Annotated in this window: 19 protein-coding genes and 1 pseudogene; 10 read left to right on the forward strand and 10 right to left on the reverse strand. The window is 64.2% G+C overall.

Features of this window, described 5'->3' with window-relative positions; translation table 11 throughout:
- The first annotated feature begins 48 nt into the window (after nucleotides 1-48).
- The 3 genes from ACLBX9_RS06610 to ACLBX9_RS06620 all read left to right on the forward strand — a co-directional run bounded on the left by ACLBX9_RS06610 (nucleotide 49) and on the right by ACLBX9_RS06620 (nucleotide 3,026).
- A complete protein-coding gene (locus ACLBX9_RS06610; RefSeq protein ID WP_447718348.1) occupies nucleotides 49-1,782 on the forward strand; it encodes a putative bifunctional diguanylate cyclase/phosphodiesterase in 1,734 nt (577 codons plus the stop codon).
- 302 nt (nucleotides 1,783-2,084) lie between these two features.
- Entirely contained in the window at nucleotides 2,085-2,300 is a 216-nt protein-coding gene (locus ACLBX9_RS06615) for a hypothetical protein (RefSeq protein WP_447718349.1), read from the forward strand.
- 588 nt (nucleotides 2,301-2,888) lie between these two features.
- Nucleotides 2,889-3,026: a hypothetical protein gene (locus ACLBX9_RS06620; RefSeq protein ID WP_191991848.1), complete on the forward strand. Its 138-nt coding sequence runs from the start codon at nucleotides 2,889-2,891 to the stop codon at nucleotides 3,024-3,026.
- A gap of 286 nt (nucleotides 3,027-3,312) precedes the next feature.
- On the opposite strand, the gene ACLBX9_RS06625 is transcribed toward ACLBX9_RS06620, so the two are convergent.
- The 4 genes from ACLBX9_RS06625 to arsH all read right to left on the reverse strand — a co-directional run bounded on the left by ACLBX9_RS06625 (nucleotide 3,313) and on the right by arsH (nucleotide 7,367).
- Nucleotides 3,313-3,495 carry a hypothetical protein gene (locus ACLBX9_RS06625; protein ID WP_447718350.1) on the reverse strand — a complete coding sequence of 61 codons (183 nt, stop codon included), beginning with the start codon at nucleotides 3,493-3,495 and terminating at the stop codon, nucleotides 3,313-3,315.
- A 27-nt stretch (nucleotides 3,496-3,522) separates the two neighbouring features.
- The gene (locus ACLBX9_RS06630) at nucleotides 3,523-4,224 is read right to left on the reverse strand and encodes a GntR family transcriptional regulator (protein ID WP_447718351.1); all 702 of its coding nucleotides are present in this window, start codon (nucleotides 4,222-4,224) and stop codon (nucleotides 3,523-3,525) included.
- Between the two features lie 305 nt (nucleotides 4,225-4,529).
- Nucleotides 4,530-5,831 (reverse strand): oxalate/formate MFS antiporter, encoded by a 1,302-nt coding sequence (gene oxlT, locus ACLBX9_RS06635; RefSeq protein ID WP_010684149.1) that lies wholly within the window; start codon nucleotides 5,829-5,831, stop codon nucleotides 4,530-4,532.
- 789 nt (nucleotides 5,832-6,620) lie between these two features.
- The gene (arsH, locus tag ACLBX9_RS06640) at nucleotides 6,621-7,367 is read right to left on the reverse strand and encodes an arsenical resistance protein ArsH (protein WP_010684150.1); all 747 of its coding nucleotides are present in this window, start codon (nucleotides 7,365-7,367) and stop codon (nucleotides 6,621-6,623) included.
- 50 nt (nucleotides 7,368-7,417) lie between these two features.
- On the opposite strand from arsH, the gene ACLBX9_RS06645 reads away from it, so the two are divergent.
- Together ACLBX9_RS06645 and ACLBX9_RS06650 are read left to right on the forward strand one after the other, a co-directional pair.
- Nucleotides 7,418-7,777 (forward strand): ArsR/SmtB family transcription factor, encoded by a 360-nt coding sequence (locus tag ACLBX9_RS06645; RefSeq protein WP_447718352.1) that lies wholly within the window; start codon nucleotides 7,418-7,420, stop codon nucleotides 7,775-7,777.
- Nucleotides 7,770-7,973: pseudogene (locus tag ACLBX9_RS06650) on the forward strand (arsenate reductase); the annotation flags it as partial. The gene ACLBX9_RS06645 and the pseudogene ACLBX9_RS06650, both read left to right, overlap by 8 nt.
- Nucleotides 7,974-8,002: 29 nt before the next feature.
- Here ACLBX9_RS06650 and ACLBX9_RS06655 read toward each other — a convergent pair.
- A complete protein-coding gene (locus ACLBX9_RS06655; RefSeq protein ID WP_010684152.1) occupies nucleotides 8,003-8,278 on the reverse strand; it encodes a hypothetical protein in 276 nt (91 codons plus the stop codon).
- A gap of 495 nt (nucleotides 8,279-8,773) precedes the next feature.
- Here ACLBX9_RS06655 and ACLBX9_RS06660 point away from each other — a divergent pair, with 495 nt between their 5' ends.
- Both ACLBX9_RS06660 and ACLBX9_RS06665 read left to right on the forward strand, forming a co-directional pair.
- Nucleotides 8,774-10,372 carry a porin gene (locus ACLBX9_RS06660; RefSeq protein WP_010684153.1) on the forward strand — a complete coding sequence of 533 codons (1,599 nt, stop codon included), beginning with the start codon at nucleotides 8,774-8,776 and terminating at the stop codon, nucleotides 10,370-10,372.
- A 681-nt stretch (nucleotides 10,373-11,053) separates the two neighbouring features.
- Complete coding sequence (locus ACLBX9_RS06665) at nucleotides 11,054-11,350, forward strand: hypothetical protein (RefSeq protein ID WP_010684154.1); 297 nt, start codon at nucleotides 11,054-11,056, stop codon at nucleotides 11,348-11,350.
- A gap of 83 nt (nucleotides 11,351-11,433) precedes the next feature.
- Here ACLBX9_RS06665 and ACLBX9_RS06670 read toward each other — a convergent pair whose 3' ends face one another.
- The 4 genes from ACLBX9_RS06670 to ACLBX9_RS06685 all read right to left on the reverse strand — a co-directional run bounded on the left by ACLBX9_RS06670 (nucleotide 11,434) and on the right by ACLBX9_RS06685 (nucleotide 18,320).
- Nucleotides 11,434-12,819, reverse strand: a complete 1,386-nt coding sequence (locus tag ACLBX9_RS06670; protein ID WP_010684155.1) for a sensor histidine kinase — start codon at nucleotides 12,817-12,819, stop codon at nucleotides 11,434-11,436.
- Nucleotides 12,806-13,486: a response regulator transcription factor gene (locus tag ACLBX9_RS06675; protein ID WP_010684156.1), complete on the reverse strand. Its 681-nt coding sequence runs from the start codon at nucleotides 13,484-13,486 to the stop codon at nucleotides 12,806-12,808. The genes ACLBX9_RS06670 and ACLBX9_RS06675 overlap by 14 nt, the downstream gene beginning before the upstream one ends.
- A gap of 176 nt (nucleotides 13,487-13,662) precedes the next feature.
- Nucleotides 13,663-15,051, reverse strand: a complete 1,389-nt coding sequence (locus ACLBX9_RS06680; protein ID WP_447718353.1) for an efflux RND transporter periplasmic adaptor subunit — start codon at nucleotides 15,049-15,051, stop codon at nucleotides 13,663-13,665.
- Nucleotides 15,051-18,320 carry an efflux RND transporter permease subunit gene (locus ACLBX9_RS06685; RefSeq protein ID WP_447718354.1) on the reverse strand — a complete coding sequence of 1,090 codons (3,270 nt, stop codon included), beginning with the start codon at nucleotides 18,318-18,320 and terminating at the stop codon, nucleotides 15,051-15,053. Before ACLBX9_RS06685 ends, ACLBX9_RS06680 begins: the two co-directional genes overlap by 1 nt.
- Nucleotides 18,321-18,958: 638 nt before the next feature.
- Here ACLBX9_RS06685 and ACLBX9_RS06690 point away from each other — a divergent pair.
- Both ACLBX9_RS06690 and ACLBX9_RS06695 read left to right on the forward strand, forming a co-directional pair.
- Nucleotides 18,959-19,246: a hypothetical protein gene (locus tag ACLBX9_RS06690; protein WP_039893307.1), complete on the forward strand. Its 288-nt coding sequence runs from the start codon at nucleotides 18,959-18,961 to the stop codon at nucleotides 19,244-19,246.
- Nucleotides 19,247-19,614: 368 nt separating this feature from the next.
- Entirely contained in the window at nucleotides 19,615-19,935 is a 321-nt protein-coding gene (locus ACLBX9_RS06695) for a PsiF family protein (RefSeq protein WP_447718355.1), read from the forward strand.
- Between the two features lie 221 nt (nucleotides 19,936-20,156).
- Here ACLBX9_RS06695 and ACLBX9_RS06700 read toward each other — a convergent pair whose 3' ends face one another.
- The gene (locus tag ACLBX9_RS06700) at nucleotides 20,157-20,408 is read right to left on the reverse strand and encodes a hypothetical protein (RefSeq protein WP_447718356.1); all 252 of its coding nucleotides are present in this window, start codon (nucleotides 20,406-20,408) and stop codon (nucleotides 20,157-20,159) included.
- A gap of 183 nt (nucleotides 20,409-20,591) precedes the next feature.
- Here ACLBX9_RS06700 and ACLBX9_RS06705 point away from each other — a divergent pair, with 183 nt between their 5' ends.
- Nucleotides 20,592-21,002 carry a response regulator gene (locus tag ACLBX9_RS06705; protein ID WP_447718357.1) on the forward strand — a complete coding sequence of 137 codons (411 nt, stop codon included), beginning with the start codon at nucleotides 20,592-20,594 and terminating at the stop codon, nucleotides 21,000-21,002.
- Nucleotides 21,003-21,303 lie beyond the last annotated feature (301 nt).

Genomic DNA, 21,303 nt, shown 5'->3' on the forward strand with positions numbered 1-21,303 from the left:
AGCTTGGCTCGATGTCCGACGCGCGCAGGTGCTTGATTTGGTGATCTCATGGCTCATTGCCTTCCGGAAGACAACAGTCTCAGAACAGCCAATGTCGAGGAGAATTTCTGGATCGACGCCGTCAATGATGTCTTGATCGTGGCCGTCACGGATCCGGCCGGTCGGATCATCCAAGTCAACGATCGGTTCTGCGCCATCAGCGGGTACAGCCGTGGGGAACTTCTCGGTCGGAACCACCGCATCCTCAACAGCGGATGTCACGGCAAGGCGTTCTTCGAAGAGATGTATCGGACGCTCCGTGCGGGCCGAACCTGGCGGGGCGAGATCTGTAATCGCGCCAAGAACGGTACCTTGTACTGGGTTGCGACGACCATCATTCCGGAATTCGACGCCGGTCGCAAAATCGTTCGGTACGTTGCCTGCCGCTTCGACATCTCGGAACAGAAAGCCGCGCAGCAGCGTCTCAGCGACATGGCGAGCCGTGACCCGCTGACGGGTCTGCTCAATCGGAATGGCCTTCAGGCCCTGCTCGCTGACCTGATGACGAGCTCGGAACGGCACGAGCAAGGCTTGCGCGTCCTCATGCTCGATATCGACCATTTCAAGGACGTGAACGATGTCAATGGACACGACGTCGGCGACCGCGTCCTCCGAACGGTGGCGGATCGGCTCCACGCGGTCCTGGTCGGACGAGGATTTGCCGCACGTCTTGGCGGAGACGAGATTGCCGCTGTCCTGCCGGATCACGGTGCGGAGACCTCCGCCCTCATTCAAGAGGCCCAGGATACGATTCGGCAGCCGATAGAACTCGACCAAGGCGTGTTCAATGTCACGGCCAGTATCGGCTTGGCGCGTTTCCCGGCCGACGGCACCTCGGCCGGAGAACTGATCAAATGCGCTGACATCGCCCTCTATCAGGCGAAACGTCTCGGACGGGATCGCTGCGTGACCTTTCAGGCCCCCATGCTCGCGGCGACCCAGCGCCGGGTCGACATCCAGGAGCAGGCCAAGATCGGCCTCGTCCGGGGTGAATTCGAATTGTTCTACCAGCCGATCGTCGCATCGGACTGCAAGTCACCCGCTTCGTGCGAGGCTTTGCTGCGATGGCGGCACCCGGAGCATGGCCTCCTCACGCCGGGACGGTTCAAGGACGTTTTCGACTCTCCACGCCTGATGTCCGCCATTGGCCAGATGGTCCAGAGGCAGGCGATCCGACAGGCCGCCATATGGCTGCGAGCGGGTGTCCCGTTTGAAAAGATCAAATTCAACACGTCGGCAGCCGATTTCGATCTGCGGGGCTTCTCGACGCGCTTGTTGGCTCAATTGGCCGCCGAGGACGTGCCCGTGAGCTGCATCGGTGTCGAAGTGACGGAAGGACTGTTCCTGGGGCAGCGGTCCAGTTCCGTCCGGCAGGAACTCGCCCTGCTCAGCGAGAGCGGTATCGAGGTCGCGTTCGACGACTTCGGCACCGGCTATGCCTCGCTGACGCATCTGCGGGAACTTCCGATCGCGCGGCTCAAGATCGACCGCAGCTTCGTCATGAACATCGGCCATTGCGATCGCGATGAAACGATCGTTCGAAGCATTGTCGAGTTGGCTCACCGACTTGGTATGTTGGTGACAGCGGAAGGCGTCGAGACCGAAGAGCAGTATCGCAAGCTCGTCGAGATCGGCTGCGATCGACTTCAAGGCTACTTTTTCTTCCCCGTCATGCCCGTCGCGGAGGCGGCCGCGGCCCTTCACCTCCTCGTGGAGAATCCCCGCTCCTCTCTGGCGGCTTGAGGTCAGACTTCACCGGCTCGGCGAAGGCATCATGAAGTCACAGGGGTTCAGGTTGGCGTAACGCTCTGCGCGCTCGCCGTGGCGCCGCGCGCCAGATGCTGTCGAGCGCGCCCTCGGATCTCGACAATTGAGCGCATGCCGAGCGATGCCCAATAGGTTTCGCTGTTGAGAGCCTTCGAAGTCAGCAACTTCCTGAATGTGGCGCGATGACTGTACGTAGGCGAACGGGCGAACAAGTCGGCGCCCTCTTGAAACGGACGCAGGACGCACGCCTATCCCTGATCGCGGCCCGCAATCGCACCATGGCGGCCGATGATGTGCGGAATCTGCTCCTGGAACGGCTCGGCCTGATCGAGCGGAATGATGTGGCTTGGCCGCACCCTCTGCGAGGCCAGTCCGTCGTCGAGTGGACCATCACCGACGCAGGCTTGTCGGCGCTGGCTGAGGCCAGGGCTTCAAGGACGTTCAACGGCGCCGATGGCGAAATGCCTCGAGTCTTGAGCCACGATGACCTGTGATCGATGATGCCTTGCGTGCCTCCGGATACTGTCTGCTGCTGCGCAACCGGAACACGACAAGTAATCTCTGCCGAAATCCGCTCCGGCAGTGCCGGGAAAGGCCAACGCTTGGCCGATGCGGGCGCAGAGCGGGTGACCGGAGCTGACCGCAAGCCGCAGGCCCGCTCCGACGAGGGGCGCTGTAGAATTGGACAGGCTCATGCCGATTTATGTCAGCCGCGCAGACAGCCTCCAGCAGATCGCGAGAGCGGCCGTCCGTCGACTCGGCGCCGTCGGCTCACCGTCGAGCGGAATGCAATGGCCCTGCGTCCCGGCGTGCACGGAGATGAGCCTCACTCGCGCGCGATGAGCACTGATCGGACGATGAGGCGGTGGCCAATCGAAGGAGGCTCTCTGGTCTGCGGCTCGACGGACTGCCTACGAGGCGTTCGTGCGGCGACGCTCACTGGATGATCATCGCTCGCGGCCGACGATGGTGTCGGCCTGCCTATGCAATATCTGCATTTCTGGCGTGCGGCATGTGGCATACCAGTCCGTTGTGTGCAGTGCGATATCAATTCTCACGCACCGCACAACAGGACGCCGCCGATGACCCTCCTCACCGCTCTCGCTCTCCTTCCCTTCGCGGGTCTCGCCAACATCGCGATCGTGGTGGCGCTCGCCAATCATTTCGATGGCGACAAGCCGGCCGCCGGCTTCACCGGCCCGGTCCCGACCCTGGCCTGAGCCAGAACGGGCTCGCCGGGCGCAAACGGGACACGGGGGGCGGACTTTGTCCATCCTGTAAGGTGGGCCTCCTGTGCCTGGAGCGGCCTGTCATGCCGCTGCGGCCGACGCGGAGTTTGCATCCGCTTCGACGGATCCCGTCTTCGGACGCAGAGTGGGAAACATCCACTCTGCTCACACGCTCGACCCTGATGAGGGGCCGGAAGTGGGGCCGGTCGACCGTCGCCGGCCCGAAGCCGGGTCGGTGTCGAACGGGAAGAGCTCGATCTTACGCAGGTTGCGTTGCTCATTCGGCGAGCACGAAGGCGAGGCCCAGGATCGCCACCAACAGTGCCCCGCCCGCGAGTTCCTCGCGCGGCTCCTCGGCGAAACGCGGCAACCAGCTTGCGCGGGCGACGCCCGCTCCGACGAGCCCGATGATCAGAAAGCCCAGACCGAGCAGGTCGGTGGTCTGAACCGTCGGTAGCATAGGTCGCTCCTCCAACAGGGATGACGCTTATCGCTCGGGCCAAGCCCAATGCGATTCGACGTGCGCGATCAGCCCGAGAGCATGATCCCGGACGAGGATTGCAGCCTGCTCTGCGTCGCGGGCCTGCAGCGCGACGATGATGGCCGCATGCTCGCGCAACGAATCCGCAATCCTCCCCGGCCGATGGAGGAAGATCGATCGAAGTGCCCGCATGTGGATGAACAGGTTGGCCGTCATCTCGACCATCAGCCCACAACCGCCGAGACGGATGATCGTCTGGTGGAAGTTGAGGTTGGCCTCTTCATAGGCCTTCACGTGCTCCGGCAGGGTGGAAAGCTCAAAATCTTCGAACGCTCGACTGAGCTGGTGAAGATCGGCGTCCGATGCGTGCCTTGCCGCAGCATGTGCGGCCCCGCCCTCGAGCGCGGCCCAGACTGTGATCATCTCGATGATCTCACGCTTAGTCTTGCGCGTCACGAAAAGGCCGCGGCGTGGCACCGTGGACACGAAGCCCTCCCGTTCCAGAAGTGTCAGGGCTTCTCGGACGGGCGTGCGGCTGATGCCAAGCTCTTGCGCAATCTGATGTTCGTTTAGCCGGATCTGCGCCGATCCGTCGTAGAGGTCCATCGCGAGGATCGATTGCTTGATGCTGTCGTAGGCCTGCTCACGCAGGCTCACCGTCTGCCCGATCGAGGTGAGGCCCAGAGAGGTGTCGGAGGGCTGCAGCACAGTAGAACTCCGGGAACGCCAGAATTGATCTTGGACTCGGGTCCGAGGAATGCGCCGAAGCGCCGCCGGGATGTCGAGCAGAAGTGCGGTGCTCGGGAAGCCGTGCATCCCCCAATCGAGGGTGCACCCGCAAAGCCTCGGGACGGTCTGCGCTGAGCAGGCGTGCCGTGGAACAAACGGTCTGCGTGCCGAAGACGCGCGACTGGGCCGGTCGTCTCGACCCCGGCTCCAGGATTCCGGAGCCGGGGCGTCGAGACTTTCATCGAGGCTTTCGCTGAGCCGCTGAGAGCGGCCGCGCCCTGCGCTCAGGCGTGCGCCAGCGTCAGTGCCGGAGCCGCCGCGTTGTTGTTCGCCGCGTGGTGCTGCTTGAGCATCGGCCGCAGCACCGCGATCGCCAGGATGGCGGCGATCAGGTCCATGGTCGCCACCGTGTACAGGACCGTGGCCCAGGTGCCGGTCGCCTGCATGATCAGGTTGCCCACCGGCACGAAGAGCGCCGCGAAGCCCTTGGCGCAGTAGAGCACGCCGTAGATCTTGCCGATGTGCTTGGAGCCGAAGGTGTCGGCCGCGGTGGCGCTGAACAGCGAGTAGACCTCGCCCCAGGCCAGGAACACGACGCCGGACAGGATCACGAAGGCCCACGGGTTCGAGCCGAAGTAGCCCAAAGCGACGATGCCGATACCCTCCATCGCGAACGCGATGAACATCGTCTTCTCCCGTCCGATCCGGTCCGAGATGAAGCCGAACAGCGGGCGCGAGATGCCGTTCATGATCCGGTCGAGCATCAGCGCGAAGGGCAGTGCCGCCATGGCGAAGAAGTACAGGTTGACCTGGAAGTTCTTCACCCCGAGGTCCTGGGCGATCACGCCGAGCTGGGCCACCGCCATCAGCCCGCCCGTCACCGTGCAGGTGAACATCAGCAGCATCACCCAGAACACGGGGGTGCGCAGCGCCTCGCCCAGCGTGTAGTCGCGGCGCGACTGCAGGACCTTGGTGGAGAACGGCACCTGATCCTTGCGCGGCGCGCGCATGGCGATGGCGGCGGCGATGATGATGGCGCCCTGGATCAGGCCGAAGACGAAGAAGGCCTGGGCGTAGTTGCCGCTATCGATCATCTTGGCGATCGGCAGGATGGTCAGCGCCGAGCCGGCGCCGTAGCCGCCCGCCGTGAGCCCGACCGCCAAGCCGCGCTTGTCCGGGAACCACTTGAGCGCGTTGTTGACGCAGGTGGCGTAGACGCAGCCGACGCCGATACCGCCGGCCACCGAGCCGAGGTAGAAGCCGCTCAAGCTGGTGGCGTAGGAGTTGATGACCCAGGCTAGGCCCGTCATCAGACCGCCGAACATGACGACGCGGCTCGGGCCGTACTTGTCGATGAAGTAGCCCTCGATCGGGGTCAGCCAGGTCTGGACGACGACGAAGATGGTGAAGGCGACCTGGATTGCGGCGCGGTCCCAACTGAAGGTCTTCTGAATCTCGGGAACGAACAGCGTCCACGCATATTGAATATTGGCCGCCGCAACCATGCAGATCACGCCGAGCACGATCTGCAACCATCGGTTGGTACTGGGTGTCGCCGTATCCGATCTCGCCTCTGGCATGGCCATGAGCTTCCTCCCTCGTCCCTGCGCTGACGTTCGGCGGCGTGCTATAGGATTGGCGTGCACGTCGCCGTATCGCTTGCCCTCGCCGGAACCACGTGTCGGGCTCCGATACTGGCATGACGGCATGCATTATTCTGTGTGCCAGTATCGGCTGGCAAGAGAAATAATTCAACATCTTGAGTTTTTGAAGTGGGATTATAATTGATCTTCGGACGTGCTGCTCGAATGTTCTGCCGGCGTCGCGTCAATCCAGACCGAAATTCGAAAGTGTTCATCGCCCGCGCCGACGTCACCGACGCCGGGATTGGGTTTGAGGGCGACGCGTGAGGTCGTCCATGTTGCGCCCGTTCGCTTCGGATGTTCGACGATGCAGATGGCTTGGCTGGTTGAAGAAAGACCAGGCCGGATGGCAGGGTCAGCTCGGGCCGAAGCGTTCGAAGTCAAACAGAGGATAAACTCGAAACGTGGAGCGGGCACTGCAGCTTCGTATTCGAAGCTTGGTGCGACCTTCAGGTAAGAGGGTGACCCTGGCGCGCAGGCAACGACTGGCTGCCCGCAGAAATGGTACCTCAGACGTACAGCGTGGGGCGGACCGAAGATCGATCAGGCCCGGACAATGACGGGTCCGATGCGCAAGAGCATCCGCCCGCGCTGGCTCCTGGCTCACGGTCTCCAGATCCAAGACGCTGCAAGAGCCATCTGAATGGCCGCGATGGGCGCAGTGCTGCCGGTCCGAGTGCACCCCATTTCGGACCTTTGAGCCGCGGCCCGTCGATCTCTGTAGGAAGACGTCTAACGCTTTCCGAAACCGACGTCGGCAGCGACGTCGCTCAATCGATCCGGCTCGCGTTCCTTCCGCTCGCTGTATCGGTCCACGAGGTAGTCCGCCCGCTCGCGGGTCAGCAGCGTGAACTTCATCAATTCTTCGCAGACATCGACGACGCGCTCGTAGAGCGGCCCCGGCTTCATCCGGCCGGCCGCATCGAATTCTTTGTAGGCCATCGGCACCGAGGACTGGTTCGGGATGGTGATCATCCGCATCCAGCGGCCGAGGATGCGGAGGCTGTTGACGGCGTTGAAGCTCTGTGAGCCGCCGGAGACCTGCATGACGGCCAGAGTCCGCCCCTGGGTCGGCCGCACGCTGCCCTCGGAGAGCGGCAGCCAATCGATCTGGCTTTTCATCACGCCGGTCAGGTTGCCGTGCCGCTCCGGAGAGACCCAGACCTGTCCCTCGGACCAGATCGAGAGGGTGCGCAACTCCTGCACCTTCACGTGGTCGGCGGTGGTGTCGTCGGGCAGCGGCAGACCGTGGGCGTCGTAGATCCGCACCTCACCGCCCATGGCCTCGAGCAGGCGGGCGGCCTCGTAGGCGAGGAACCGGCTGAACGAGCGCTCCCGCAGCGAGCCATAGAGGATCAGGAAGCGCGGCGGGTGCGTGAACGGCGTCGCCGCTTGCACGCGTTCGCGGGTTGGCACCGCGAAGTGCGCTGTGCTGAGGTTCGGTAGGTCATCGGTGAAGGGTCGTGCGGGCTTGTCCAAGAATCGGCCTTCCGATACGTTCAAAGCTTCATTTGAAGATTGAAATGAAAATGGACGAACCGCAAGCCCTCGCCGCGTTCGCGGCCCTCGCGCAGGAACACCGCCTGCGCTTGGTACGGGCGCTCGTAGCCGCCGGCCCGGAGGGCCTGGCCTCAGGCGTCTTGGCCGTCGCGGTCGGCGTCTCCGCCGCCACTGTGTCCCATCATCTCAAGGAGCTCAGCCGCGCCGGCTTGGTTGCCTCGCGGCGCGAGGGCCGGTTGATCGTCTACAGCGCTGCCTATCCGGCCTTGTCCGGATTGGCCGAGTTCCTGATGAAGGATTGCTGCCAGGGCCGACCCGAGGTCTGCGAGCCGGCCGTCGCGGCTCTGTCCAGCTGTTGCCCGATCGCTGGAGACGTTGCCCATCCCTGAGCCGTTCGATGTGGTGACCGGCCCCGCCCCGGACTGCGGCACGTCCCGAAACGCCCAGGCTGTGATCAGGAACGCCGGGATCGAGCCTCACGGGATCGCGTCCCTCAAGACGCCGTCGAACCGGGCTGCGATCCGGTGCCTCGCTGCGCGAGCCGGGATCACCGTGCGCGATCTCCCACGCGAGAACGGCACGCCCTCATCGGGAGCCCTCCGAACGGCGCAGCCTCAAGCCGGCGGGGTGGCGGCGCTGGCGACGCGCAGGGCCCTGATCAGCCCGGCTCGGATCGCCCAAACGATCCGAATGAGCACGGCGGCCACATAGGCAGAGCTGACCGCGATCAAGGCCACGCCGGTCAGGGTGTTGCCCGCGTCGTCGTACTTCAGCGATTCGCTCAGTGGCAAAAACATCACGTAGGAATGCGAGAACGCGAGCAGGCCGAACAACGACCAAGCCAGGATCATCAGGGATGCGCCGGCAATCCAAAAATCCAGCTCACGCATAGTCTATTCCCCTCAAATGCCGATTTCATACTCGTAATGATCTTTAAAGACCATACCGGCTCCCGATTTGTAAATTGAAATCGGCGCACGACTTCGAAAATCGATCACAAAAGCGAATGAAGATTTCAAAATTTGAAGCTTCGAGGGGCGGCTTGCGAATGGACGGACGTTCATCCCGTATGCGGATCCCGTCCCGACATGCACTCCAAGCCGCTCCAAGCCGCCCCAGGCCGGAAGTCGAAGGGCGTGCGCTATCGGACCGATTTGTAATCGAAAATGTATTTTACGAACATAATATCGATTTTAAATCCAAATCGCATTTTATTTGTCAAACATAGACAGTTTCGATACGGTCAAGCTGTCGATCTCGTGATCGGCCAAATCTCCTAATTACTGTGACAGGCCGCTGGAAACGGGAGCGCCCCGTGGCCCAATCGCAGAGCTTTGGGTTGACGCTTGCACGTATGTGCTCGCGGCGTCGTACGTGGGGACATGATGACTGATCTCAAGACGCTCTTGTTGTGCGGTTCGGCCGTTCTCGTCTCAGGCGTCGCGGCCGAGGCGGCTGATCTTCCAACAACGAAGGCCGCGCCGATCGAGTACGTGCGCGTGTGCAACGCCTATGGCGCTGGATTCTTCTATATTCCCGGCGGCGATACCTGCATCCGCATCTCGGGTCGTGCGCGCTACGATTTTCTGTACCAGACCAGCAAGGTCCGCACGGGGGCTGGCGGCGACCTGACCGGCTATCTGGGCCTGCTGCGCATCAACCTCGATGCGCGCACGCAGACGGATTACGGCACGCTCCGTGCCTTCCTGCGCCTCGACGTCGCCAACCGCAGCGGCCCGTTCCTGACCTCCGGATCGCGTCAGCGCGAGAGCCTCGCGGTTCCAGGCCTGGGTGCTGACGCATTCGGTCGGACGCAGTCCTTTATCAACGCCGACAAGGCGTTCATCCAGTTCGCCGGGCTGACGGCCGGTCGGGCAGCCTCGTTCTTCGACTTTTACGCGCATGACTTCGAACTGATCGGCGGCACGGCCGGCTCGGACACATTCAGCACGAACCTGCTCGCCTACTCGGCGACACTCGGGAACGGCTTCACACTGACCGCGTCGATGGAAGATCCGACCTATCGCCGCTTTCCGATCTTCGGGACCGGTTCCGCTGTCGGCGCCTTCACGGGCACAGGCGGGTTCGCGGGTTACAGCAACGCCTTCAATCCATTCACTCCGTCGACCTTCCTGGCTCCCATCGTCGTCGGGCCCGGCAACGTCGCCTTCGTCGACGTGACCCAGAAGAGCCGCATGCCCGATTTCATCGGCGTCGCGCGCATCGACCAGGCCTGGGGATCGGCACAGGTGTCAGCGGCCGTTCACGAGATCAACGCTGGCGATGCCGGAAGCACGGTGGCCGGTGTCACGACAGCGACGACCGCACTGGGTATCTCGCCCACCGGTCGCGCCTCGAACGCCTACGGCTGGGCGCTGCAGGGCGGCCTGAAGGTCAACCTGCCGTTCATAGCGACGGGCGATGCCCTCTACCTCCAGGGTGCGTACGGCCAGGGCGCTATCACATACACGGGCATCGCCAACTACACGGCTCCGTACGACGCCCTCGGAGCCGCGCCAGTGGGCGGTGGCTCCTTCGCCCAGTACTACGCCGACGCCGTGCTGAATCCCACCACGGGACGGCTTGAGCTATCGACGAGCTTCTCGGCCGTCGCCTCGATGCTCCATTACTGGACGCCCACCTGGCGCTCGGCGTTCTTCGGAAGCTACGCGGAGATCGACTACAACCCGAAGGGCCGCAACGCCCTCGGTCTCCTGGGCTTCGGCTTCGCGCCTGCGGGCGCCAGTGCGGCCAATGCCCTGGCCTTCGCGACGAGCCCGGTGCTGCGCGGCAACAACCAGATCGTCACCGGCGCGAGCCTGATCTGGACGCCGGTGAAGGACCTCGATATCGGCGTCGAGGGTGAGTACATCCGTACCGCTCTCAACAGCGGTGTCACGCCGGATATCTCGAAGAATTCGTTGCGCTACGTGAATGCACAGGACGCGGCGCAATTCCGGTTCCGCGTGCAGCGGGATTTCTAGCGCAGCCGCTCCACGTCTCGTCCCGCGCGCGATCCCGCGCTCGATCAGGCAGGGCCCAGCCGAACGGCTGGGCCCTCAGTTTTTTGCAGGCGACACAGTATCGATCGCGCTTTCAGCATTTAAAACCGATTTTTATTGCCGATAAATCACAGTATTATACAAGTGAATCAGCTCTTCGGAGGCCATTCTTGTCGCCGAGCGAGCGTTGGCTACGGTTTCGAAGTTGACGGGCTCAGGTACCGGGGCAGGTCAAATCGAACCCAAAGCTTCAGACCCATACGACTTCGCCGACCGGGAAACCGGTCGGCATTTTCGTGTTGCGGCCTCGATCTCAAGCACCTGACCGCTGGCGCCTCTCCGCGGGCGCCCTGACGCGATAGACGGGTCCCGGCCGATGGTGCCTCACGGATTGCCGCCGCTCCCGCTATCCCCTTCGGCAGGCCCACACGGTGGGACGTTCATGGCCGGGCACCGGGATTTGAACCCGATCGGCCGCCGATAGGAGCGTCGACCGTTGCGGCGGCACGCGCGCCAGGACGCGCTTGAAACAGAATTTATAAATTCAAAGCACTTCAAAGACCGAAAGAATTATTCTGCAATAAAATATGGAATTTAAAACGAGACTCCCTCACATTGTACTCCCGTCGCCGAGACGCGACAGCTTAAATCTGAGATCGGATCATGAAAAATCTTGTTCTGGTTTGCTCGTTCGGCGCGATGCTGATCTCGGGCGCCGCTTTCGCCCAAGGTTCCGGCGCGCAGATCGATCCCAGCCTCATCACGAGGACGAGCGGCAGCGGGCTCGACGCGTGGTCCTCTGCCGAAGGCAACGACAAGGCGGGCGGCATGTGGGAGGGAGCGACCGGCTACCACGCCTATGCGCCCCAGCAGCCTGCCTACGTCGAATCCGTTCCGTCGAACCGGCAGTGGAGCCATCTGAATACCCGCGTGCGCCGTCACAGCGCTCCGTCTTACTGATCGATCACGCCGGTTCGTCGCCTGCCGCTGCCGCGGCAGGCGACGCCGGTCCCATCCGGCGCAGACCGGGGAGGGCGCGGGCCTCAGCCGGCTTCGACCGGGGCGGCGCCGAGAAGAACGGACCCGCGGTCCTGATGAGGCCACAGCAGGGTGACCCGGCAGCCGGTCCCGTCGCTCGCGATGTCAAACACCGCGCTGTGCAGCCGCGCGATCGAATCGACCAAGCTCAGTCCGATGCCGAACCCGCTCTTGTCGGTTCGGGACGCGCCGCGGCGGTAGCGAGCTCGGACGGCGGTCAGCTCCTCGGCCGGGATGCCGCAGCCGTTGTCCGTGACGCGGATAGCCGTAGGGTTCTGCAGGAGCGCGACTTCGACCCAGCCTCTCGATGGGGTAAACTTCAGGGCGTTGTCGATCAGGTTGCTCACGGCCTCGAAGATCAGGCTGCGGTCACCCTCCACGTCGGCGGCACCGTCTGGCCGCTTCCACCGGAGCTGGATGCCCCGTTCGGCCGCCAGCGGCTCGTAATACTCCACGGCATCCTCGAGCAACCGGCCCAGGTCGACCTGCGTAAACCCGGATCGGCGCAATCGATCCTCCATCTCGGAGATGCGCAGCAACGCTGAGAACCGGATGACGATCGACTTGACTTCCGCGAGCGCGTCCTCGTTGCAGGCGCGGAACGCCTCGACGCTGTCGGCCTTGCGCAGGGACCGTTCCAGCGTCCCGACGACCCGGGTGAGCGGCGTCCGCAGGTCATGGGCGATGTTCTCGTTCACGCCCTTGATCTCCAGCATCAACCGCTCAAGCTGGTCGAGCATGTCGTTCACCACGCGGGTGAGGTGAGCGAGATCGGCCGAGACGCCACGCGTCGGCAGCCGTTCGCTCAGGTCGCCGCGCATGATGCGGACCACCGCGGAGGTGATTGCCTCGTTCTGACGAAGCGATCCGACGCCGAAGATCACGGCGCCGATCAGGCCGATGACGATCGTGGCCGCCATACCCCAGGAGAAGGTCTCGACCAGGGCGTTCTCCAGCGACTGGAGATCCTTGGCTGAGCGGCTGACGAGGACGTACTCGCCGCTCGGCAGCAGCGTGAGCTGGCTGAACAGCGTGCGTGCCCCGTGGTCCGTCTGCTGCGTCAGGACGAAGGGGTGCCCGACCGGTGCCGTCGCCGGATAGGGGATCGGGGCGCCGGCGCGGCGCGCATGATCTGGTCCGAAGAGCACAAGCGGGCGCCCGCCTTCCGCGAAATCCTCCGATGCGTCGATACGCTCGCGCAGGGCCCGGGGAGGCAGGTTCAAGAGATGCTTCGACTCCCACTCCACCCACTCGAAGGCGGCCTTGCGGCCGTAGCTGCGCGTGTCGACGTACAGGAAGCCGCACAGGGCGAGCGATGCGCCTCCGAAGGTCGCGAAGAACAGGCTGGCGACCCGGAAGCCGCTGGTGCGGCGAACCTCAAGAAGGCGCACGGAGGATGAAGCCCGTGTTGCGGACCGTGTGGATCCGGGGGTTCATCCCGTCGGGATCGAGCTTCTTGCGGATCTTGCCGATGTGCACGTCGATGACGCTCGACTGGTGATTGAAGCTGTAGCCCCAGACCGACTCGAAGATCATCTTGCGGCTCACCAGCACGCCGGCATTCTGCATCAGGAACTCGATGATCGCGAACTCCTTGGGCAGCAGCTCGACCGGTCGGCCGGCGCAGTGAAGCACGCGCTCGATCAGGTCGAGGCGCAGGTCACCGACCACGAGCTCGTTGACCGCCTCGGCGGCCATCTTGCGCCGGGCCAGCGCGTCAACGCGGGCGGTCAGCTCGATGAACTCGAACGGCTTGGCGAGGTAGTCGTCGCCGCCCGCGCGCAGGCCGTCGACGCGCTCGTTGACGGCCGAGAGCGCGCTGAGGATCAGAACGGGCGTCGAGACCTTCGCGGCACGCAGCCTGGTGAGCAGCGACAGGCCGTCGATCTCGGGCAGCATGCGATCCAGCACGATCACGTCGAAGTTGCCTTCCATCGCCTTGCGAAGGCCGGTCGTCCCGCTCGGCGCCTCATCGACCTGGAAGCCGTATTCCGCGAGCGCCGAACCGATCTCGGCGGCGACGCGGCGATCATCCTCGACGACCAATACACTGGGCATTCTTTTTTCCTTCTTATTTTGTATTCGACCGCCCGACTTGTTCTCCTGCGCTGTTGCAGGGCAGCCGGGATTATCCTCTCCGGGCGCGCTGTCAAATGGCAGCCGGTCTGCGTTGGCGGAATGCGTCATTTGGCCGGCAAAGCTTACGAGATCGTGATTGGACTGGACCATCCGTCTCACTCCGCACTGGCCTGCTCGGAGAGCTTGGCGATTGGCGCCTCAGAGGCGGAACCGCCCTTCGAAACGACCCGGGCGCCGTCCTGCAGGGTCGCCGGTGGGTTGAGGACGACCGTTTCGCCGCTCTTCAGCCCCGAGCGCAGCTCCAGCCGGGTGCCGAGATCGCGCGCGATTGTGATCGAGCGGAGCTGCACGGTGTCGTCGGGCTGAACGACCGCGACGCGCGTACCCGTCGCATCGAAGATCAGCGCCTCGGACGGCACGGTCACGCGGGGATGCGTGCGCGGCACCGCGAAGGTCACGGCGACGTAGAGACCGGGACGCAGGACCCCGTCGGGGTTCTTCACGTCGACCTCGGTGTCGAGGGTCCGGACGGAGGAGCGCAGGGCGACCGAACTGCGCGAGACCGTCCCGTCGAACGCGCGATCCGGCATCTGCGCGACGCGCACCCGCGCCTGGACGCCGTCGTGGATGCCCACTGCCGCCGATTGCGGCACCTGGACCGAGACGCGCAGGATATCCGTGCTGTCGATGGAGAAGAGCGGCGTCCCTCCGCCGGAATCGGCGTGGACCAGATCGCCGACATCGACCATGCGGGCGGTCACGACACCGTCGAAGGGCGCGACCACATTCTCGAACGTGGTCAGCGTCCGCAGCCGGTCGACTTTGGCCTGCTGTGCCGTGATGTTCGCCTCGGCGACCTGCACCTTGGCGTCGGCGGCGGTCAGGGCCGCGGTGGCCGTCAGCATGCCGGCGCGGGTCTGATCGGCGTTCTGCTTCGACGCCCAGCCCTGGCCGGCCAGCGTCGAGGTCCGGGCATCGGTGGCGTTGGCCAGCGTGACGTTGGCTTTGGCCTGCTCGACATCCGCGCGGGCGACGGCGAGCTGGGCCTGGAACTGGCCGAGCTGGGCCTCGGCCTGGCGTGCCTGCTGGTCGAGGTCGGGGGCGGCGATGCGCACGAGCAGATCGCCCTTTTTCACCCGCGAGCCGATATCCACCCGGCGCTCGGCGATGTAGCCGGTGGCGCGGGCGAAGATGTCGGCATGGTCGAACGCCTCGGTCTGGCCGGGCAGGGTCAGCGTCATCGGCCGATCGTCTTCGGTGGCCGACAGGGTTCGCACCGTCGGGACGAAGTCGGCCGTCTCGGCCTGCGTGACCAGCGAGGCCTGGTAGGTTTGCCAGTGGTGCCAGCCGCCGAGGCCGAGGGCGCTTCCGAGCGCCAGGGCAGCCACCAGGAAGGGCCGCTTGCGCGGGGGCGGCAGATCGGCATGCGCCAGCGTCTCCCCGACCCCGTCCTGCCGCAGGGGATCGATCTCGACGGCGTGGCGATGCGCACGCCCGGCGGCCACGTGGGCGTCGAACGCGTGGACGTCGGACTCTGGGCGCATCAATAATCCTCGAGGGGCTTGATCGGGTTGTGCCGGAGCAGGGTGTAGAGGAGCGGGACGAAGAGCAGCGTCGAGAGCGTGCCCATGCCGATCCCGCCCATGACCGCGCGGGCGAGGGCGGCGTTCTGCTCGGCGCCTTCGCCCGAGCCGATCGCCATCGGGATCAGGCCGAGAAACATCGCCGAGGCGGTCATCAGTACCGGCCGCAGCCGTGTATGGCCGGCCATCAGGGCGGCCTCGCGCGCCGAGCAGCCCGTGGCCTCCCGGTGCTCCTTGGCGAAGGTGACGAGTAGGATCGAGTTCGCGCTCGCCACGCCCACCGACATGATCGCCCCGAAGAGAGCCGGGATCGAGAAGGCCGTGCCCGTGATGAACAGGCTCATCACGATGCCGCAGAAGGCGAGCGGCAGCGCGGCGATGACCACGAAGGGATCGACCCAGGTCTGGTAGTTCAGGACGAGCAGCAGGTAGACCGCCACCAGCGCGATCCCGAGCCCGATCTCGATCCGCGTGAAGGCGCTCTCCATGCTCTCGATCTGGCCGCGGACCAGGATCTTGTCCGGGGCCGGCAGCCGGGCCTGGGCGTCGGCGACGATCCCGTCCACGGCGGTGCGGACGCTGCCGAGATCGGCGTTCTGGACGTTGGCGAGGATGTCGAAGGTCGGCTGCTGGTTGACGTGATTGATCACCGTCTGCTCCGGCTGCCGCTGCATCGTGGCGATGTTCGACAGGAGGATCGGAATGCCCGGCCGGTCATGGCCGGTCGCATGGACCGAGACCGGCGTATTCATCAGCTGGTCGATGTCGGCATTGCGCCATTCCGGCGTCTGGACCCAGAGCTGATAGGGCATCCCGGACTTCGGATCGGCCCAGAAATTCGGACTGACCTGGAAGGAGCCCGACAGCGAGACATTCATGTTCTGCGCGATGGACTGTTCGCTGACGCCCATCTCCGAGGCGAGCCTGCGGTCGACGTTCACCGACATCTGCGGCGCGTCGACGATCTGGTGCAGATGGACGTCGACGGCGCCCCGGACGGCAGAGATGCGGCGGACGAGGTCGCGCGCCACGGCAAGGTCCTCGGCGTCGTGGCGCCCGGACACCTGCACGTCGATCTGCGCGATCGTGCCGAAGTTTAGGATCTGCGTGATGATGTCGGAGGGTTGGAAATAGAAGACGTCGTCCGGGAAAGCGTCGCGCAGGACTTTGCGCAGGCGCGCCTCATAGAACGAGATCGGCTTGTGCTCGCCCTTGAGGTTGATCAGCATCTGACCGTCATTGTAGGCGACGAACGACGCGTCCATGAACGCGAAATTATAGTTCGAGGCCGGCAGGCCGATATTGTCCAGGATGAGGCCGAGCTCGTCCTTCGGGACCACCTGCCGGACAACGTCCTCGACCTGCGCGAACCGTTTTTCGGCCTGCTCGATCCGCTGGCCCGGCCGGGTGCGGATATGCAGCGTCATCTGGCTGGATTCGATCTGCGGGAAGTAATCCTGCCCGACGAAGGGGAAGATCGCCGCGGTCAGCGTGAAGACGGAGAGCACGCCGCACAGGGCGCGGCCCGGGTGCCGGAGCACGGCGGAGAGAAGGCCGACATAGCCCGCGTGGAACCGCGTGAAGCCGCGCTCGAAAGCAGCCCGGAAGGCGAGCGCGCCGCGCAGCGGATACCGCAACACCCAGAGGAGCGGGCGCCGCGCGAAGCCGAGCAGCCGGCCGAGGATCGAACGCCGTCGCTGCGGCGCGAGGCCGTTGGCTGCCAGCTCCGCGCCGCCGTGATGCCGGGCGTATTCCGGGGCGACGAGGACGTCGATCAGGATGGCGACGAGCGTCCGCGACAGCAGGTAGGACGTCAGCATCGCGAATACCACCGCCTCGGCCTGCGGGACGAACAGGTAGCGGGGGGCGTCTGTGAGGAAGAAGACCGCCGAGAAGGCCGAGCAGATCGCCAGCGTCGAGATCAGCGCCGGCTTGGCGATGCCCGCGACGCCCTCCACCACCGAGCGCCGAAACGGGAACCCCTCCTCGAACATCCGGTAGGTGTTCTCGATCGCCACCGTGGCGTCGTCCACCAGGATACCGACCGCGAGCGCCAACCCGCCCAGCGTCATCACGTTGATGGTCTGCCCGATGGCGACCAGGATCGAGAGGGATGTCAGGATGCAGAGCGGGATCGAGACGAGCACCACGAGGGTCGAGCGCCACGAGCCCAGGAACAGCAGGATCGCGAGGCCGGTGAGGCCAGCCGCGATGACCGCCTCTCGCACCACGTCGGAGATGGCGTCCGAGACGAAGACTGATTGATCGAACAGCGGCGTGATCGTCATGCCCTTCGGCGCGGCCGCGTGGATGTCGGGCAGGGCGGCCTTGACGGCGTTCACGACATCCAGCGTCGAGGCCGCACCGTTCTTCAGCACCTGCAGGAGGACGGAGTGGCGACCGTCGGCGCGGACGATGTTGATCTGCGGCGGCGCACCGTCCCGCACCTGGGCGACGTCCCGCAGAAGGACCGGCTGATTGTTCTCGACCTTGATCGGGATGCGATTGAGCTGATCGACGAGAAGCGGGCTCGAATTGAGCCGAACCGTGTATTGCTGCCGCCCGATCTTCGCGAGCCCGGACGGCACGACGAGGTTCTGCTTGAGCACCGCGTTCAGGATATCGAGCGGCGTCATGCCGATCGCGCGCAGCTTGGCGGGGTCGAGATCGACCATCACCTGACGCGGGGCGCCTCCGTACGGGGACGGCAGGGTCGAGCCCGGCACCTCGGCGAGCCGCCGGCGGGTCCGGTACTGGGCATAATCGAAGACCTTGGTGAGGGGCAGCTTGGACGACGACAGGGCCATCTGGATGACCGGCACCGATGACGCGGAGAACCGCATGATCACCGGCGGCTGCACCCCAGGCGGCATACGCGAGCGGATGGCGTTCATTGCCGAATCGACCTGCGTCATCGCGAGATCGATGCTGACCGCCGAATCGAAGTAGATCCTCTCGGTCACGGTCCCCTGGATCGACGTCGACTCGATCCGCCGGATGTTGTTCACGTTGCTCGACAGCGAAAATTCGCTGTAGTTCGTGATGCGTTGGACCATATCGGTGGCGTCAAGACCGTTATAGGTCCAGACCACCACGACGACCGGTATGTCCACGGACGGCAGCACGTCCTTCGGTGCCACCGCGATCGAGCCGATGCCTGCGAGGAACATGACGACGGCAAGAACATAAAAGCTCTTGCGGAACTTCAGGGCAAACCGAACAAGATCCATGCGGCCAATCGCACTCTTCGCCCCTGTTCTGCGGATCTCCGGGCCCCGTCTCCGGCCTCGGTCTAAGATGGCAGAAAGAGGCTCGCGGTGTGGAGGATGAGCGAGGCTTATGCCCGGCTTCACGACGATATAAATCAACCTCGATAGTGCTTCGAATGAATTCGGACTTACATCTTGAAGCAATTTTTATTTTCGAAAAATGACGTGTTCGAAATTTCAAAAACTGCACGCTGATCCGAGAGTGCATCATCGACACTCAGGTCGTCCGCAGACCATGACGTTCAGCAATAAAAATAAATTTTATAAATAAAATACGCCTTGAGATTTTGGCATCGTATTTACTTGCATTTCATCGATCGGAAAAGACAGCTGGCGGGAACTCTCCGTCGATCGATCGGGTCCCGATTTTCGTCGCGTCAACACAACGAGTATGAAGAGAACAGAGTATCGATCTCTCTCGATCGCGCTGGAGCGGACGCCTTTACAATGGCTCGGCGTCCGCCTCGGCATCAGCTTACGCGGTCCAACGACCGCTGATTGATGCGGCCTCACCCAGTGACGCCGATCAGCGATGCCTCCGAGACACATCGCTCAAACACCGGAAGCCCTCTCAGACTTGGTCTGCTCGGGACAAATCGATGTCGCATCAGAAGAAGCTTATCGTTCTTATTCTCGCTGCCTTGTACGGTTTCATGGCGCCAGCGTGGTCCGAAAGCGAGATGGCTGCCGGAGGCGCGTTCATGAGCAGCTACACGTCGGACCCCTACTTCGATCCGCGATCGCAATATTCTCAGCGTCACGCGCTGGGCGACATCGGCGGACAACCCATGCTGGCCGAACCTTTGGGCGCTCAGCCTCCGTGCGCGCTCTTCGATAAGCCCTGCGCCGACAGGTTCGAGCGCACACGGCGCCATGCCTATCCTTAGGACAGGTTGATGGCAGCCTGCAGAGACACCACCCAATCTCCGCGAGCCGATACCGAGCGCTTCGAAAACCTGTCGTCATGTCCAGCGCAAGACTGCGGCTGGGATGAAGGTGTGACGGTGCAGGACACGTCCGCTTTCAAAATCTTGCGCAAGGCCGGTCAGAGTCGGAAAGGACGCACATCCGAACGCCGCTTCATGAGCGCCTAGAGGGGGTTTCCGAGTCGCTGTTCTCGTGCCGGAGCCCGTCGCGATGGGTGGCCGGATAGGACGGCCCTCGCCGCAAATTGATGGGATAGCATCAGCTTCAATCCTGACTTGCGCTGTCGCAATCGGCTACGGTCCGCCTCCATCAATGGAGGCCTTTCGCCGTGCGTACGCTCGCTTTTGCCTCGGCTCTCGTCCTTGCCTGCACGCTTCCCGTCGCGGCGCAGAGCCCCGCACCCTCGGCAGCTCAGACGGCGCAGCGGGATCGGATGAAATCCTGCAACGTGGATGCTGGTACACAAAAGCTGACCGGCGCCGCACGCAAAGACTTCATGGCGGACTGCCTCGCCGGGAAAACCGCCGCGCCGGCCAAGGACCTGACCCCGCAGCAGGCCAAGATGAAAAGTTGCAACGCGGATGCCTCGGCCAAGAGTTTGAAAGGTGCCGAGCGCAAGGCTTTCATGAGCACTTGTCTGAAGGGTTAGGTGCCGGAACCACAGCGATCTCTGCGGACCGCCGAGGCGGCTCGTTCATGGCGCGTTCGGCCTGCGTCGACCGGGTATGTGACCCGCTGCGGGCAACGTTCGCCGAGAGGGCGGGGGCGTCCTTGCTGCGGTCATGGGTCCACGAGGCGAAAGGGTCCCGGCGGTGGGCCGAGGCCCTTCCTCCCCGTGCGATGACTGTCCCGCTGGACGGGGCGCGACGTTCAGTAGGAGCGTGACGGGGTGGTCGTGGTCGCCGATCCTGCGGAGGTCGGAACCGTATTCGTCGTGGTGGTGCGGTTCGCACGATGGTGGCCGATGGCACAACCCGCCGCCGCCCCTGCCACGCCGTGCCCGACCATGTGGCCGGCGAGGCCGCCGACGACGGCACCTTTGAGGCAGCCCTTGGCCTCGGCCTGACCGAGGCCGGCGAAGGCCGTGAAGGCCAGAACGGAAGCGATTGTCACTGCGCGCATAGCGTCTCTCCAGGACTAGGATTCGCCCTCAAACGTGCTGCTGCGGCACCTCGTTCCAAGGCCTCGCACGGATGTCATGGGCGATCTGCGGCGGGCCGCATCCGGCCCAGACCGCGCGCGTGGTCGGTAGCCATCCGAAACGCGCGTCTGGACCCTTTCGTCTGGTTTCGGACTTGAGTGTCGATGACCGATCCAGCCGATGCCTCAGCGCCTTGCGCCCTCGTCGTGGACGACGACGGCCTCATCCGCATGGATGCGATGGACATCCTGGGGGACGCCGGGTTCCGCACCTTTGAGGCCTGCGATGGCGATAGGGCGATGGCGTTGCTCGACCGCGAGCATGCCTCGATCGTCCTGCTCTTCACCGACGTACAGATGCCGGGATCCCGTGACGGCTTCGCCCTGGCTCGCGAGACGGCCCGGCAGTGGCCCCACATCGCCATCGTCGTCGCCTCGGGCCAAGTGCATCCGGGACCCGGAGACATGCCGGACGGGGCCCGCTTCATCGGCAAGCCGTTCACGGCCGAAATGGTGCACGACCACCTCAAGGACATCCTGCCGGATGGCCAGAAGCCGGAGCCCCTGCGCGAGTAGCGTCGGCCATGGGCCGCCCCGGATATTGGCCGCGGTCGGGCCTGCGGCGGTAATCGGGATCAGGCATATCGGATCAGACCCGCGAACCCCTTCCGCCACGAGATCGAACTTTGATTTCGAGAAGCGCGGCAGGCTGGTCGTGTCCTTCGGCAGCCCCGGCATGGGCTGATGCCCGACCTTGGTCATTTCGAAGATGTGCCGATGAACGTGGACCGGGTGCCCGACGCCTCATGTCGGTCCCCGCTTCAACCCCTGCCATCGGAGATTTCGCCGAAGACGAGTTCGGGCGTGAGCTCACGCC

It is taken from the genome of Methylobacterium sp. A49B (genome assembly GCF_053346215.1).

What these genes read in the sequence shown, in the direction of transcription:
- ACLBX9_RS06610 (WP_447718348.1), top strand. Translation starts at nt 49, where the DNA reads ATGGCTCATTGCCTTCCGGAAGACAACAGTCTCAGAACAGCCAATGTC.
- ACLBX9_RS06615 (WP_447718349.1), top strand. Translation starts at nt 2,085, where the DNA reads ATGGCGGCCGATGATGTGCGGAATCTGCTCCTGGAACGGCTCGGCCTG.
- ACLBX9_RS06620 (WP_191991848.1), top strand. Translation starts at nt 2,889, where the DNA reads ATGACCCTCCTCACCGCTCTCGCTCTCCTTCCCTTCGCGGGTCTCGCC.
- ACLBX9_RS06625 (WP_447718350.1), bottom strand. Translation starts at nt 3,495, where the DNA reads ATGCTACCGACGGTTCAGACCACCGACCTGCTCGGTCTGGGCTTTCTG.
- oxlT (WP_010684149.1), bottom strand. Translation starts at nt 5,831, where the DNA reads ATGGCCATGCCAGAGGCGAGATCGGATACGGCGACACCCAGTACCAAC.
- ACLBX9_RS06645 (WP_447718352.1), top strand. Translation starts at nt 7,418, where the DNA reads ATGGACGAACCGCAAGCCCTCGCCGCGTTCGCGGCCCTCGCGCAGGAA.
- ACLBX9_RS06655 (WP_010684152.1), bottom strand. Translation starts at nt 8,278, where the DNA reads ATGCGTGAGCTGGATTTTTGGATTGCCGGCGCATCCCTGATGATCCTG.
- ACLBX9_RS06660 (WP_010684153.1), top strand. Translation starts at nt 8,774, where the DNA reads ATGACTGATCTCAAGACGCTCTTGTTGTGCGGTTCGGCCGTTCTCGTC.
- ACLBX9_RS06665 (WP_010684154.1), top strand. Translation starts at nt 11,054, where the DNA reads ATGAAAAATCTTGTTCTGGTTTGCTCGTTCGGCGCGATGCTGATCTCG.
- ACLBX9_RS06675 (WP_010684156.1), bottom strand. Translation starts at nt 13,486, where the DNA reads ATGCCCAGTGTATTGGTCGTCGAGGATGATCGCCGCGTCGCCGCCGAG.
- ACLBX9_RS06680 (WP_447718353.1), bottom strand. Translation starts at nt 15,051, where the DNA reads ATGCGCCCAGAGTCCGACGTCCACGCGTTCGACGCCCACGTGGCCGCC.
- ACLBX9_RS06685 (WP_447718354.1), bottom strand. Translation starts at nt 18,320, where the DNA reads ATGGATCTTGTTCGGTTTGCCCTGAAGTTCCGCAAGAGCTTTTATGTT.
- ACLBX9_RS06690 (WP_039893307.1), top strand. Translation starts at nt 18,959, where the DNA reads ATGTCGCATCAGAAGAAGCTTATCGTTCTTATTCTCGCTGCCTTGTAC.
- ACLBX9_RS06700 (WP_447718356.1), bottom strand. Translation starts at nt 20,408, where the DNA reads ATGCGCGCAGTGACAATCGCTTCCGTTCTGGCCTTCACGGCCTTCGCC.
- ACLBX9_RS06705 (WP_447718357.1), top strand. Translation starts at nt 20,592, where the DNA reads ATGACCGATCCAGCCGATGCCTCAGCGCCTTGCGCCCTCGTCGTGGAC.